Genomic DNA, 13,133 nt, shown 5'->3' with positions numbered 1-13,133 from the left:
CGGACGACCCATCGACAGATGGGGCCGCCCGGCCGCCCGCTTTATTCCGTGTCTGTATCTAAACTATCCGATAACTCAAACTCCATTTCTCCAATACGCACAGTATCGCCTTCTTTGGCTCCTCGCTTGCGAAGCGCATCTTCGACACCCATTTGTTTAATGGTATTGGCAAATCGCATTAAGCTGTCATGGAAGCGAAAGTTCGTCATCTTGATCAATTTCTCAATACGATGACCTTCTACAACATATACTTCATTTTCTCTGCGAATGGTGAAAGCCGGTTCTTCTCCTTCACTTCTGTACACTACCATCTCTGCTGAAATCTGTTCCGATTGTTCTTGTTCTACTTCCTCTTCTTCCATCTTCTCCAATAAATCTGCAACAGCAAATAAGACTTTTTTCAGGCCTTCTCTACTTATCGCAGATACAGGATAAACGGGAACATCTTCACCTATCTGCTCTCGAAATAACTCCAGTTGTTCTGCTGCTTCTGGCAAATCCATCTTGTTTGCCACGATAATTTGCGGTCTTTTTTCTAAGTTATGTTTATACAGGCGGATTTCTTCATTGATTTGTAAATAATCTTCATATGGATCGCGGCCTTCTGATCCAGCCATATCGATTACATGGACGATGACTTTGGTACGTTCAATATGACGTAAAAACTGATGGCCAAGACCCACTCCTTGGTGAGCCCCTTCGATTAATCCTGGCAAATCAGCCATAACAAAACTTCGACCATCATCCACACGAACCACACCTAAATTCGGAATGATCGTCGTAAAATGATAAGCACCGATCTTTGGCTTTGCTGCTGAAACAACCGATAGAAGCGTTGATTTTCCCACACTTGGATATCCAACAAGCCCGACATCTGCTAATAATTTTAACTCTAATTCTACCCATCGTTCTGTGCCAGGTTCTCCATTTTCCGCAATCTGCGGGGCAGGATTTACAGAAGTAGCAAAACGCACATTTCCTCTTCCACCACGCCCCCCTTTAGCGATGATTGCAGTCTGGTGATGAGAAGTCAAATCCACAATCAATTCCCCAGTCTCCGCATCACGAACGGTTGTACCAGGAGGAACTTTCACCACCATATCTTCTGCACCAGCACCATGTTGGTTTTTCTTTCGTCCATGTTCGCCTCGATCCGCTTTAAAATGCTTTTTGTAACGAAAATCGACAAGGGTACGAAGTCCTTCATCAACTTCAAAAATGACATTTCCGCCTCGACCGCCATCGCCGCCCCATGGACCGCCTTCTGCTACATACTTTTCACGGCGAAAAGCAACCATACCATTGCCTCCATCGCCGCCTTTGACAAAAATCTTGACTTTATCGACAAACACTTTCTCACCTACTCACACTTGTACGTAATATTAATCGTTGTTGATTTTCCATCTCTAACTGCAATTGCTTAAACTGATTTTTTAAGTTTGTCCATTCTCCAGCTGGAACATGAAGTGGAAGAAGGTTATTTTCTGCATCGTATACTTGAAATGAAAAAAAGTTTGTTCGCGTGTCCCCTGATAATTGCAAAACAACCTTTTGCCAATCGTATTTATTCTCTCCCATTTTTGCTAACCATTCAATGCATGTGGATAACCAATTTACAATTGGTTCATTTGTTTTCGTGGGCTGTTCCACATAGGTTGGTAATTTCTGAACTTCCCATTCCCACTGTGGAAAGTGATGAGCCAAGGTCAATAAGAAAACCGCTAACTCTTCATCTTTCAACTCTGATATTTCCCGTTCTACCATCGCCTGTTTTGCTAAACGATCTAAGTATTCGCTTATTTTATCAACACGATTCATCATCTGATATCCCATCAACACTTGCACATGGTTCATCAGATCATGCCGAATTTTACTGAGCAATCGCTTTGTTTTTTCCGCTTCTTGTTGCTGTTGTTCTTTTTTTGTCGCTCGAATATAAAAAAACAAACTGAGTACAAAGACGACAGTCATGGTGAAAAACCACACAACATCCATCGTAGTCAATCCCCATACTACAAGCACAATCATTGGAACTAGCAAATAAAAAGCAGAACGCGGCAAACCTATCGCTCCTTTTCTTTGTATAAGATAAAAAAAGAGTGACACTACGAATGTCTGAGTGTCACTCCTGTCTTTTACAATGTTATTACGCTTGTGTTGCTGCTACTTCTTCAGAGGCAACTGGGTAGATGCTTACACGTTTACGATCTTTTCCAAAGCGTTCAAAACGCACAACACCATCAGCAGTCGCAAATAGTGTATCGTCTCCACCACGACCAACATTGGTTCCTGGATAGATCTTTGTTCCACGTTGGCGAACCAAGATGTTACCAGCGAGTACGAATTGACCGTCTCCACGTTTCACACCTAGACGTTTGGATCGGCTATCACGACCGTTCTTTGTCGATCCTACCCCTTTTTTAGAAGCAAACAACTGTAGATTAAGCTGTAGCATAGGTTACACCTCTTTCCTTTTCATTTTATTTGTATTGAACATACTCTGGGTATCCATCTGCGATACCCTTTAGCGATAAATCCATCGCCTGCATGAGAAGACCGAGCTGTGTACGTACTTCCTCTGTAGGCAAATCATCAGGTATACGGCAATCTACTTTGCCTTCTCCATCATCGGGTTGATGAACGGTGACACCTGTTATCTGCTCCATCGCATTTACCATGCCGATAGTCACAGCAGAAACGGCAGCACAAACAATATCCATTCCGTGCTCTGCAAAGTTAGCATGACCGGTTACCTTTATTTGCTCTACAAGACCAGCTTGGTTTCGCTTTACCTGAATGCGAATCATCTTACGCTTCGATAGATTCGATTACAACACGTGTAAATGGTTGACGATGGCCTTGCTTTTTCTTGTAGTTCTTTTTAGGCTTATATTTAAAGACGGTAATTTTTTTGGACCGTCCTTGTTTCAATACTTTACCGGTCACTTTTGCATTTTCCACTACAGGGCTACCTACTTGTACATTTCCTTCATTGGAAATAAGCAAAACCTTATCAAAGGTAACGGTATCTCCCTCAGCTGCATCCAATTTTTCAATAAAGAGCACACTATCTTTTTCTACGCGGTATTGTTTGCCGCCTGTTTCGATCAATGCGTACATCTTTTAACCTCCTCTATCATGAAGACTCGCCAAAAGTGAGGGAGGAACTGATCCATTTAAACCCTACTCTGTGCGGTAACAGACAATATGATACCACGGATCAGGTGAAAGAGTCAATGAAAACATCCATCATTTCAGATTACACCTGTATGATAGACATTTATTTCTCATCAAAATCGAAATAAGAAATGATATAATTTTCAATGTAACACACAAAAAAGGAGTTCAAAAAATGAAATTCCCTTTTATGTTTTCCATTGGTCCATTCTCCATCCACCCTCATCTTCTCATGGAATCCCTTGCTTATTTTATTGGGTTTCGCATTTACCTTTATACTCGAAGCAAAGAACGTCTGACAACGATGCAGGCCATGTGGGTTGTAGTTGGTGCTGCAATCGGTGCCATGATTGGTTCAAAAGTACTCTGCTTACTAGAAGATCCCGCAAAGACCATGCACTTTTGGGATAACTTCCAATACTTAATGGAAGGAAAAACAATTGTAGGTGGGTTACTGGGTGGGTTAATTGGTGTGGAATGGACCAAAAAAAAAATTGGTATAACAAAATCAACTGGAGATGATATGGTTTTTCCACTATTGATGGGAATGTCCATTGGCAGAATCGGTTGCTTTTTAACTGGATTGTCGGACCACACGTATGGTACACCTACCACATGGTGGACAGGCGTTGACTTTGGTGATGGTATCCTACGTCATCCTACCCAGCTATATGAAATTGCTTTTCTCATGATAACCGCACTTTGTTTTTTCTTATTAAAAAAACAATTCGCTTTTCCTGATGGCTTATTATTTCAATTGTTTATGACGAGCTATTTATTATGGAGGCTTGTGGTGGATTTTATCAAACCCACTCCACATCCTTATCTAGGACTGAATAATATTCAACTGGCTTGTATTATCGGTTTGATTTACTACTGCTATAAGCTTTGGCAGTGGGGGAAATGGAAAATAGAGAAGGAGCATAATGATGCCAAAAAACCGTCCATATCTGTTTTACGAACTAACCAATAGTGTATGTTCCAAATGTCTACAAAAAGTAGAAGCAAAGGTTATATTTCAAGATGACAATGTATATATGCTAAAACGATGCAAAGACCATGGCCCCGAAAAAGTCCTTATCTCTACTGATATTGAATATTACAAGCGTTGTCGCGAATTTATCAAACCATCTGAAATGCCTCAACGTTGGAATACTCCTATTAAATATGGATGCCCTTATGATTGCGGTTTATGCCCAGATCATGAACAACATAGTTGCTTGACTCTTTTAGAAGTAACTGATCAGTGCAATTTAGAATGTCCTATCTGCTATGCAGAATCTTCTCCCAAACGGCAAACATGGCGTTCTTTAGAGCAGATCGAAAAAATGCTCGACGCAATCGTTGCAAATGAAGGAGAACCTGATATCGTTCAAATTAGTGGAGGGGAGCCCACTACTCACCCTCATTTTTTTGAGATTTTAGACATGGTAAAAACCCGCCCGATTAAACACATTATGGTAAATACCAATGGATTAAAAATTGCTGCTGATCGCAAATTTGCTGCACGACTTGCCGCCTATTTACCAGGATTTGAAATATATTTGCAATTTGATAGCTTTGAAAAAGAAGCATTAAAAGAACTCCGAGGAGTAGACTTACGAGAAGTTCGCAAAAAAGCAATCGATCATCTCAATGAATTTAATTTATCTACAACCCTCGTCGTCACTTTGAAAAAAGGATTAAACGATAAAGAAATCGGCAAAATCATCCAATACGGCTTAAGTCAAAAAGCGGTTCGTGGTGTTACATTCCAACCAATTCAAGCAGCTGGTCGCCTACAAGATTATGATCCAGCTACTGATCGCCTAACACTTAGTGAAGTACGACAAATGATTATTGATCAATCCGAACTTTTTCAAAATGAAGACATGCTTCCTGTTCCCTGTCACCCAGATTGTTTAGCGATGGGCTACGCGCTTAAAACAGAAGATGAACCCATACCATTGACTCGTTTGATCGATCCAAATATTTTGCTTCAAGGCGGAAGAAATACCATTGTTTTTGAACGAGATGAGGAATTAAAAGCCCGTATCTTTGAACTATTCTCTACCAACCATTCTCCCCATACTTCAGCACTTTCCTTAAAACAGCTACTCTGTTGTTTACCATTGGTAAGTGCTCCAAAAGAAATTGCATATGACAATGTGTTTCGCGTTATAATCATGCAGTTTATGGATGCATACGATCTAGATGTCAGATCCGTGAAAAAGTCTTGTGTTCATATTGCTCATCCAGATGGAAGAATCATCCCTTTTGATACTTTCAATCTATTTTATCGCGATGAAAAAGAGGAAAAGTTAAAAGAACTACAGCAACTTTAAGGAGGTAAATGATGTCATCCGAGTACCGGAAAAATGAGTTCAAGAAATGGTTTTTTATTCCGTTCATTCCATATCTCGTTATTGCTGTAGGGTTATATTTCTTTTTCGGACAAGAAGAAAAATCTTGGGGAATTTGCTTTGGTATTTCTTCTATCCTTAATCTCATTATCCTAGTACCGATATATACAATCATTCATTTCAAAGTAAAAGAACGAGTACAAGGAATTTTACTATCCGCAGCAGTCATTATTTTATTGACCTTCTTTTCTTGCTTTATGGTACTAAACTCCGTAATATAACCACTATTTAAACAAACGGCATACTACTATGCCGTTTGTTTTTATTCACAGAAATAAAAACATGATTAATTTAACCAATATGCTCTAGAAATTTTTCGAATGCACATGTTTGAAATAAGTCTTTTCGATAGACAAAATAAATATGAGAGTGTCGATAGTGATCTGGGATAGGATGTGTACAAACTAGTCCTTGATCTTCCATCATTTTCACCGCTGATTTTGGAAGCAAGGAAACACCTAAACCTGCAGACGCCCCTCCTAGTATAGCCTCTAACGTCCCAAATTCCATGATATTTGTATCTTCTATTCCTTCTTCTTCCATCCACTGCTCCAGACGATCACGCATCGAACATCCTCTTCCTAAAAAAAGCATCGGTTTTGACATTAAATCAGATAATTCTGCTGTTGAATTCTCCGAAACCAAAACCAGTTCCTCTTTAAATACCAACACTTGCTCCAAATCTGGATGATCCACTTTTCCATTGACAAAAGCTCCGTCCAAACGATAATCCAGCACTTTTTCCATTAAATCATTCGTATGACCAATACACAAAGATAATTTCACTTCTGGATATTGATGCAAAAATGCTTTCAGTAATTTCGGCATATGCACAGCAGCTGTCGTTTCCAAAGCACCAATCACTAAGGGACCCGAAGGGGCAGCAGTATATTGAACAGATTTTAAAGCTTCATCTAATAAATGAATGATTTTTCCGGAATACTCCAATAGATTGTGACCTGCTTTTGTTAAAATCATCCCTTTTTTACTCCGGTAAAACAAAGGTATCCCCACTTCTTTTTCCAATTGACGGATACGAGCAGTCACATTGGACTGGACATAACCTAAAACTTCTGCAGCTCTTGTAATGCTCTTCTCTTGTGCTACTGTATGAAAAATCCGAAGGTCTTTGCTGTCCATTCTGTCTCCTCCTTTCTTTGATATCACTTTTTTTGATTATATATATCAAATTAAATCATTTTACATGATGATTATATACATATAGGATTATATCATAACCAATACGGAATGAGGGATTTTCATGAAGCGATCTTCTTTTATTTTTTTTATTTTAATTACAACCTTAGTAGCTGGTTTAAATTATCCAATTGGCAAAATGGGATTAGCATTTTCTTCTCCTTATTTACTTTTGAGTATCCGTTTTTTGGGTGCTTTTCTCCTCATGTTACCTTTTATATGGAAATTACCACATCCAAAGCAATTCGTACCGTGGATGAAAATAGCTATTATCGGATTATTTCAAAGCACGCTGGTTTTAGGGATGATCTACTTCAGCATGCGTACAATCACATCCGGCAATGCATCCATCCTTTCTTCCACCAATCCGATCTGGTTAGTTATCATCCAATTTTTGTTGTTGGGAATAAGATACAGAGCCCTACAATGGATTGGTGTCCTCTTGGGATTTGCCGGTGTATTTTTAACCCAAGGTATGCAGTTGCAATTTGAATCAGGTGACTTAATTGCATTGTTAGCAGGGATTTTTTGGGCTACTGCTACCCTGTTGATCAAGCATTGGGGAAAAACAATAAATACATGGGTAATGACCGCCTATCAGATGGGCTTTGGGGGCATTTTTCTGCTCATCGCCAGTATGTTCTTAGAAAAACCCATGTTTGACATTCATGCTGTAGCTCTTCCTGAGCTTCTATTTGTGATGATTTACTTGATCATCATGAGCTCCATCGTCCAATTTGTCACTTGGTTCTACTTAATCGGAAATAATGACCCAGCAAAAGTCAGTTCATTTCTATTCCTTGTACCTTTAATTGGTACGATTGGCGGCTGGCTCATTTTAAATGAAGTACTTCATTGGTATGTAGGATTTGGTGCAGTCTTTATTGGGGTGGGCATTTATCTTGTTAACAGACCTGCTAAGAAACAAACAATTCAGCCAACCGATACCCTATCTACTTCCCATTTGTCCCAAACAACCACTTCTTGAAAACGCATCAGAAGACTTGAACCTTACGAGTTCAAGTCTTCTTTTAATTCGGTGAACTCTGATATAGACAGATCCCTAAAATAGAGATTATTATTTAAAGGATAAATAAACACAAGGGAATGTGTAGGGAGAGACAGAACATGCAAATCTTTCAAAATCGAAGCAAAAGGATTCGAATGTTGATATCGAGCTTATTCCTTTCAATCTTAATGAGTGTCATTGACTTATTTATACTTAGTGCATTGGTTGGTCTAGTAAATCTCAATAATACGATGGAAAGTCAAAGATGGATTTTGATTATCCCTTTTTGTTTCTTCTTGATAATGAGTATTGTCTCCTTCATCAGTCTACGTATTCATCTCAACTATTTAAATGTAACTGAACCCCTGCTTACTATTACAGATGAAGGAATAACTGTTTTAGGTTTAAAAAGCAAACAACTTTTTACTCCATGGGAACAGATCAAAGAGATTCGATATAATAGATTTAATAGAACAAAACTCATCCGTATCAAGGGGAAAGACAAATCCATCATTGGAACTATCCCTGTCAAAATGTTGAATGAAAACGTGAACGTAATACTAAGTGAAATCGAGAAATACAAACCCATCAACTCTTTTTAGACAAGCAAAAAGAAGAACAGAACGTTCCAAAAGATCGTTCTGTTTTATGCTTTATATGAGGGGTGTTGTATCATTCTCATCAAAAACGCTGCATTTGGCATTCCATAAGATTTATGTCCGTTTTCTTGGGTGAGAAGTTGGTTTATCACAAGTAAATACCAAGAGAGCAGTTGTCTTGCATCGCCTTCGTTGAACTGTCCCAATTGCAGCCCTTTTTCAAAAATAGGCACCAATCGTTCCAACAAGGCATCAGCAGAGTATTGCTCCAAAAGTTTTTCTACCTTCTCAGGTACACTTTCTGCTTTTCGAGCTTGGTATATAAACATAAAAGCATAACGGTTTTCATCCAACATATTTTGCGTCAATGCTTGAATCTGTTCAAAGGGGGTACCTGGTAAATACTCAGTGGTATCAATCTCCTCACTTGCACTCTCCAATAATTCTTGAACCAAAATCGTGAAAAGCTCCTCTTTTGATTTAAAATAACGGTAAGCTAATCCGACGCTGGCTCCAGCTTCCTCAGCAATCATATTCATTTTGGTTCCAGATATGCCTTTTCGAGCAAAAACTTTTAACGCAGCCTGCTTGATCTGTTCTTGACGTTCATCTCTTATTTGCTCCAATTGTTGCTTGTTAAGTGGTGACACATCCAATCGATTCCTTTCTTCTTTATTGGGCTTTTTTTATCCCTTGTTTCTGTTTTACATATGGCAAAACACGGGTGATAAGTTCTTCTAAAAATTGTTCGGGTCGGGCAAAACAAGCAAGGTGACCAGCCCGTCTGATAAGAGCAAACTCTTTATGTGGTGCTTTCAATGCCTCAAAATACGCTCGTGCTGTCTCCGTAGGGGTGATAATATCGCTATCTCCTTGGAAGATGAAGACAGGAAGTTCAAAGTCTTTTTCCAACTGATGTCCATCAAAATGAATTAATTCGTTAAATAACGCATGAGAAGAAAAGCTCATCCCTTTGAAATAGTCTAGGATATCCCGAAATGAATGCATAGGAGAGGCCAACATTGCAGGTAATACTAAATCCATAATCATATTAGGGACATTTTTAATCGCTTTAATCACATGTTGATGTCGTTTTTCCAAATCTTTTTGATTCCAATTCGCAGGATCAGCTCCCATTTTCTCGACTAACTCCAATCCTTTTTTATCACCGGCTTTGGTGAGTGCTTCGATAATCGCCTGATAACCAATGTGATTTGGGTCTGGTGAATTTTGATCTGTACCGACATAAACATGGAAGAGATCAGGACGACGTTTTGCCATCATTACTCCTGTCAAGCTACCGGCTGAGCTGCCTACCAAAATCAATCTATCTTGTCTGAGTTCCTCCAGAACATATTCTACCACCTTAATCCCATCTGTTGCGAGTCGCTCAAAGGAAAGCTTCCCAGTTCTTTCTACACCATTTCGACTAAATGTCATCCCTGCCCCTGGCTGATCCCATTGAACGATAGTAAAATGTTTTTCCCAATATCGCAGCAATGGACTAAAAATAGAGTAACTCGAAGCCGGTCCACCATGAACAAAAAACAAAATTGGATTATCGCGATTTTCTCCACGTATCGATACCCACTGTTCGATTCCATTTATGGTAATAAAGTTGTTCTGTTCTATGCCGTTTGGAGTATGGATTTGCAAAAGTCTTTCATTTTTCCGTTGATTTCGTTTACGGAAGATCAGAGAAGCGAATAGATTACTCATTGTTGTTTTCCTCTTTTCTGTGCATTTTGTAATGAATGAATTATTCATTCATCTATAAGTACAGAATACGCCCGTCAGATGAAAATGTCAACACTTTTTCTCATTATATTTTTTAGATCAACTAATTTTTATAAAATGTACATTGTTAACTCTATCATCTGTCACACTTGGCCTTAAGGTTTTTTATATTTGATACAATAGAAAGAAAAAATAAGAGGGTCATTAAATGAAAACAGCAATTATCTGCCTGCATGAAATATATGGAGTGAATACTTTTATCCAAAAGGCAGGACAAAACCTACATCACACGTTCTGCCTGCCTGTGTTTACACCTTCATTTCTTACAAACCAACAAACATATCCTTATTCCGAGCATGATAAAGCATACTCCTCTTTTGTAAATGAAGTTGGCTTTGATCAAGCTACAGAGCGGATAGACAGCTTTCTTCATACTTTAGATGAAAAATATGAGCAATTTCTTCTTTGGGGATACAGTATAGGAGCAACAGTTGGTTGGCGAGTCAGTCATCGAAATAAAAAAGTGAAAGGATTTGTTGGCTTTTATGGATCAAGGATACGCAATTATATAGAAGAAGTGCCTGGTTGCCCTGTTCTTTTAATCTATCCAGAAAAAGAGCAAAGTTTTGATGTAAGAAAGATGAGCGAACAACTTATGTCCCTAGAAAACATTCAAATCAACATAGTTCCTGCGTCTCACGGTTTTGCTGATCCCTATAACCCAGTGTATCAAGAAATCGAAGCGAAAAATCAAACGGATCGAGCCATTGAATTTTTTTCAGAATTGATGGGAACATAGTAAAAAAGGACACTCCCATGTATATCAAGAGTGTCCGTTTCTTTAGACCCTTAACCACTGTTGACAATTATTGGCTAGTTCTTGAAACTCTTCGATAAATTTACTAGCGTGATATCCATCACAAACTGAATGATGTACCTGTAAAGACAGAGGAAGATAAGTCTTCTTGTCTTGCTGAAAGTACTTCCCTCCCGTAACGATAGGTAGTAAAAAATCATCATTCCCGTTTATATTGAGGTTAAAGCTTGTAAAACTTGTCCAGGGAACAATCGATACAGGGAAACCATTTGGAGGCATACCTTCTTTTGTAAATAAACCTTGACGATTCCCATATTCTTTTCTATCCGACTCATAGTTCTTATAAAACATACAGAAATCATCGGAGTATTCCGTCCATATCGCAGAGAATGTCTTATCATCCTGATGAAAAATGGTATAGCATGGTAGCATCTCATCCCAATATCCAAGGATTTCACCATTAAAACAAGTTCGAAACTCAATATGAGCGTTTACAGTCTTACTGATCATATAGAGATAAGCAGGATAAAACTTGAGCTTTCTCTGACAAAGTTGTTCAAGCAGAATAGTAATATCAATATTAGCAGTCAAACTAAACGTACATTTTTGGGTCAAGTAATGCTCAAAATAAGGTTTTCTTTCCCAGTTCTCTCTATCGATCACATGAAATTTCATATGTCAGCCTCCTAAGCCTTTCTGTTTTAGATTAGGAGGCTTTTATCCACTGCTTTAACCAACAACCTCATCCTTTGAATTTCCAATATGAAAAGTCGGGAACTGGCACCACCGAAGACAGCACCAGTCCCTTCAAAGTTCATCGCCTATTCAAATGGGACCACTTTCAAAGGCCCTTCCTGACCCCTATAGATCAGCACTCCAGAATACGAGTTCGGCTTCATCACCTCGATCAGGTATCGGATCGCTAGCTCCGGATCGACTGAGCTGCCACATGTGTAGCAGTTGAGCCCTGCAAATCCTTTTTCAGGGTATGTGTGGATGGTCAAGTGGCTCTCGGACAGCACCACGGCAACAGTAGCACCTTGCGGGTTGAATTTCACAGGCAGCACTCCTACAACCGTGGCATCACACTCCTCAGCCGCATCGACTAACTGTTGTTCCAACTCCCTCACATTGTTGAGGAGTTGAAAGTCGACACCCTTGACGTCCAACACGACTTCCCTGCCGAACGTATTAAACTCTTGCGACACCCATACTCCGTGGTTGTAGCGACGATTTCCTACGCCCTGTTACCTTTGAATCGTAAGTCACAGAAAAAGCACCCTCGTTGTATTACACCGAGGGTACTTGAACATCTAGTTTTCCATTAGATCATCAAAATCATTTAATTTGCTATTTTTTTGGATGACATCCGATAGTGTTGTCGGTTCATCTTGTGATGATTTTTGAAATAAGCTGGCCAAACTAGCCATTTCATATGGAAATAAAATGGTACTACTCTTCTCTGCGGCGATTTCTGTCATGGTTTGTAGAGTACGCAATTGCATAGCGACAGGATGTTGACTAATGACTTTAGCTGCATCTGCTAATCTTTCAGCAGCTTCGAATTCCCCTTTGGCAGTAATAACTTTGGCTACTCGCTCACGTTCTGCTTCTGCTTCTTTTGCCATCGCACGACGCAGCCCTTCTGGAAGATCCATCGACCGTATCTCTACACCAGTAACTTTAATTCCCCATGGTTCTGTGGATTCATCTAATGTTTTTCGCAATAGATCATCTAACTTTTTCTGTTCTGTTAACATTTCTTGCATCGTATGCGCTCCTAAATTAGAGCGGAGCACGGTTTGTGCCACAGTCGAAGTCGCTTTCTTATAATTTTCTACCCCGTGGAGTGCTTTCTGAGCATCCACTACTTGGTAGTAAACGACAGCATTGATTGTTACTGGGACACTATCTTTTGTAATAATATCTTGATTTTCTACATTTTCTACTCGAATCCGCATATCTACTTTTTTGACCGACTCAAACAATGGGAATACAAATCTCACACCGGGATTTAAAGAACGAGCATAGCGTCCTAGACGAATCACTACACCTTGTTCATATTGTTGGATCACTCGTAAGGAAATGAAGATAAAAAAGAGGATAATAATCACAAGCGGCAAAAGTAGGGTGTACATACAGTCAACTCCTTTATGCTTAAAGTGGTATACTCTCATGATAATATAAAGAAAAGG

At 39.3% G+C, this 13,133-nt stretch carries 17 protein-coding genes and 1 other annotated feature; of the genes, 6 read left to right on the top strand and 11 right to left on the bottom strand.

Annotated features, from left to right (window positions below):
• Nucleotides 1-41 precede the first annotated feature (41 nt).
• The 5 genes from obgE to rplU form a co-directional block, all read right to left on the bottom strand.
• Nucleotides 42-1,352 (bottom strand): GTPase ObgE, encoded by a 1,311-nt coding sequence (obgE, locus tag MK805_RS03895; RefSeq protein WP_240873879.1) that lies wholly within the window; start codon nucleotides 1,350-1,352, stop codon nucleotides 42-44.
• 4 nt (nucleotides 1,353-1,356) lie between these two features.
• Nucleotides 1,357-2,061, bottom strand: coding sequence for a Spo0B domain-containing protein (locus MK805_RS03890; RefSeq protein ID WP_240873878.1), 705 nt, complete (start codon nucleotides 2,059-2,061; stop codon nucleotides 1,357-1,359).
• Nucleotides 2,062-2,146: 85 nt separating this feature from the next.
• Complete coding sequence (gene rpmA, locus MK805_RS03885) at nucleotides 2,147-2,455, bottom strand: 50S ribosomal protein L27 (RefSeq protein ID WP_240873877.1); 309 nt, start codon at nucleotides 2,453-2,455, stop codon at nucleotides 2,147-2,149.
• A gap of 25 nt (nucleotides 2,456-2,480) precedes the next feature.
• Entirely contained in the window at nucleotides 2,481-2,807 is a 327-nt protein-coding gene (locus MK805_RS03880; RefSeq protein ID WP_240873876.1) for a ribosomal-processing cysteine protease Prp, read from the bottom strand.
• Nucleotide 2,808: 1 nt separating this feature from the next.
• On the bottom strand, nucleotides 2,809-3,120 hold the full coding sequence (gene rplU, locus MK805_RS03875; protein WP_240873875.1) for a 50S ribosomal protein L21: 312 nt from the start codon (nucleotides 3,118-3,120) through the stop codon (nucleotides 2,809-2,811).
• 12 nt (nucleotides 3,121-3,132) lie between these two features.
• Nucleotides 3,133-3,208 (bottom strand) — a sequence feature (ribosomal protein L21 leader region).
• Nucleotides 3,209-3,352: 144 nt separating this feature from the next.
• Between rplU and MK805_RS03870 the strand changes: the two genes are divergently transcribed.
• From MK805_RS03870 to MK805_RS03860, 3 genes are read left to right on the top strand one after another with little or no spacing between them, the layout of a single operon-like run.
• The gene (locus MK805_RS03870; protein WP_240873874.1) at nucleotides 3,353-4,150 is read left to right on the top strand and encodes a prolipoprotein diacylglyceryl transferase; all 798 of its coding nucleotides are present in this window, start codon (nucleotides 3,353-3,355) and stop codon (nucleotides 4,148-4,150) included.
• Nucleotides 4,107-5,501 (top strand): radical SAM protein, encoded by a 1,395-nt coding sequence (locus MK805_RS03865; protein ID WP_240874282.1) that lies wholly within the window; start codon nucleotides 4,107-4,109, stop codon nucleotides 5,499-5,501. The genes MK805_RS03870 and MK805_RS03865 overlap by 44 nt, the downstream gene beginning before the upstream one ends.
• A gap of 11 nt (nucleotides 5,502-5,512) precedes the next feature.
• On the top strand, nucleotides 5,513-5,800 hold the full coding sequence (locus tag MK805_RS03860; protein WP_240873873.1) for a hypothetical protein: 288 nt from the start codon (nucleotides 5,513-5,515) through the stop codon (nucleotides 5,798-5,800).
• 70 nt (nucleotides 5,801-5,870) lie between these two features.
• On the opposite strand, the gene MK805_RS03855 is transcribed toward MK805_RS03860, so the two are convergent.
• Nucleotides 5,871-6,719 (bottom strand): LysR family transcriptional regulator, encoded by an 849-nt coding sequence (locus MK805_RS03855; RefSeq protein ID WP_240873872.1) that lies wholly within the window; start codon nucleotides 6,717-6,719, stop codon nucleotides 5,871-5,873.
• Nucleotides 6,720-6,840: 121 nt separating this feature from the next.
• Between MK805_RS03855 and MK805_RS03850 the strand changes: the two genes are divergently transcribed.
• A complete protein-coding gene (locus tag MK805_RS03850) occupies nucleotides 6,841-7,764 on the top strand; it encodes a DMT family transporter (RefSeq protein WP_240873871.1) in 924 nt (307 codons plus the stop codon).
• 140 nt (nucleotides 7,765-7,904) lie between these two features.
• Complete coding sequence (locus MK805_RS03845) at nucleotides 7,905-8,387, top strand: PH domain-containing protein (protein ID WP_240873870.1); 483 nt, start codon at nucleotides 7,905-7,907, stop codon at nucleotides 8,385-8,387.
• A gap of 44 nt (nucleotides 8,388-8,431) precedes the next feature.
• On the opposite strand, the gene MK805_RS03840 is transcribed toward MK805_RS03845, so the two are convergent.
• Both MK805_RS03840 and MK805_RS03835 read right to left on the bottom strand, forming a co-directional pair.
• Entirely contained in the window at nucleotides 8,432-9,034 is a 603-nt protein-coding gene (locus MK805_RS03840) for a TetR/AcrR family transcriptional regulator (protein ID WP_240874275.1), read from the bottom strand.
• Between the two features lie 22 nt (nucleotides 9,035-9,056).
• Entirely contained in the window at nucleotides 9,057-10,103 is a 1,047-nt protein-coding gene (locus MK805_RS03835) for an alpha/beta fold hydrolase (RefSeq protein ID WP_240873869.1), read from the bottom strand.
• Nucleotides 10,104-10,329: 226 nt separating this feature from the next.
• Here MK805_RS03835 and MK805_RS03830 point away from each other — a divergent pair, with 226 nt between their 5' ends.
• Nucleotides 10,330-10,920 (top strand): dienelactone hydrolase family protein, encoded by a 591-nt coding sequence (locus tag MK805_RS03830; protein ID WP_240873868.1) that lies wholly within the window; start codon nucleotides 10,330-10,332, stop codon nucleotides 10,918-10,920.
• Between the two features lie 42 nt (nucleotides 10,921-10,962).
• Here the strand turns inward: MK805_RS03830 and catA are convergent, their stop codons facing one another.
• The 3 genes from catA to MK805_RS03815 form a co-directional block, all read right to left on the bottom strand.
• Nucleotides 10,963-11,613, bottom strand: coding sequence for a type A chloramphenicol O-acetyltransferase (gene catA, locus MK805_RS03825; protein WP_240873867.1), 651 nt, complete (start codon nucleotides 11,611-11,613; stop codon nucleotides 10,963-10,965).
• Between the two features lie 146 nt (nucleotides 11,614-11,759).
• On the bottom strand, nucleotides 11,760-12,146 hold the full coding sequence (speD, locus tag MK805_RS03820) for an adenosylmethionine decarboxylase (RefSeq protein ID WP_240873866.1): 387 nt from the start codon (nucleotides 12,144-12,146) through the stop codon (nucleotides 11,760-11,762).
• Nucleotides 12,147-12,251: 105 nt separating this feature from the next.
• Complete coding sequence (locus MK805_RS03815; protein WP_240873865.1) at nucleotides 12,252-13,076, bottom strand: slipin family protein; 825 nt, start codon at nucleotides 13,074-13,076, stop codon at nucleotides 12,252-12,254.
• Between the last annotated feature and the right edge of the window lie 57 nt (nucleotides 13,077-13,133).

The sequence above is a fragment of the Shimazuella soli genome (assembly GCF_022511585.1).
Taxonomy (GTDB): Bacteria; Bacillota; Bacilli; order Thermoactinomycetales; family Thermoactinomycetaceae; genus Shimazuella; species Shimazuella soli.
The sequence above is the reverse complement of the archived record's forward strand: the minus strand, read 5'-3'. Positions and strand labels throughout refer to the sequence as shown.

What these genes read in the sequence shown, in the direction of transcription:
- rpmA (WP_240873877.1), bottom strand. Translation starts at nt 2,455, where the DNA reads ATGCTACAGCTTAATCTACAGTTGTTTGCTTCTAAAAAAGGGGTAGGA.
- MK805_RS03880 (WP_240873876.1), bottom strand. Translation starts at nt 2,807, where the DNA reads ATGATTCGCATTCAGGTAAAGCGAAACCAAGCTGGTCTTGTAGAGCAA.
- rplU (WP_240873875.1), bottom strand. Translation starts at nt 3,120, where the DNA reads ATGTACGCATTGATCGAAACAGGCGGCAAACAATACCGCGTAGAAAAA.
- MK805_RS03870 (WP_240873874.1), top strand. Translation starts at nt 3,353, where the DNA reads ATGAAATTCCCTTTTATGTTTTCCATTGGTCCATTCTCCATCCACCCT.
- MK805_RS03865 (WP_240874282.1), top strand. Translation starts at nt 4,107, where the DNA reads ATGCCAAAAAACCGTCCATATCTGTTTTACGAACTAACCAATAGTGTA.
- MK805_RS03860 (WP_240873873.1), top strand. Translation starts at nt 5,513, where the DNA reads ATGTCATCCGAGTACCGGAAAAATGAGTTCAAGAAATGGTTTTTTATT.
- MK805_RS03855 (WP_240873872.1), bottom strand. Translation starts at nt 6,719, where the DNA reads ATGGACAGCAAAGACCTTCGGATTTTTCATACAGTAGCACAAGAGAAG.
- MK805_RS03850 (WP_240873871.1), top strand. Translation starts at nt 6,841, where the DNA reads ATGAAGCGATCTTCTTTTATTTTTTTTATTTTAATTACAACCTTAGTA.
- MK805_RS03845 (WP_240873870.1), top strand. Translation starts at nt 7,905, where the DNA reads ATGCAAATCTTTCAAAATCGAAGCAAAAGGATTCGAATGTTGATATCG.
- MK805_RS03835 (WP_240873869.1), bottom strand. Translation starts at nt 10,103, where the DNA reads ATGAGTAATCTATTCGCTTCTCTGATCTTCCGTAAACGAAATCAACGG.
- MK805_RS03830 (WP_240873868.1), top strand. Translation starts at nt 10,330, where the DNA reads ATGAAAACAGCAATTATCTGCCTGCATGAAATATATGGAGTGAATACT.
- catA (WP_240873867.1), bottom strand. Translation starts at nt 11,613, where the DNA reads ATGAAATTTCATGTGATCGATAGAGAGAACTGGGAAAGAAAACCTTAT.
- MK805_RS03815 (WP_240873865.1), bottom strand. Translation starts at nt 13,076, where the DNA reads ATGTACACCCTACTTTTGCCGCTTGTGATTATTATCCTCTTTTTTATC.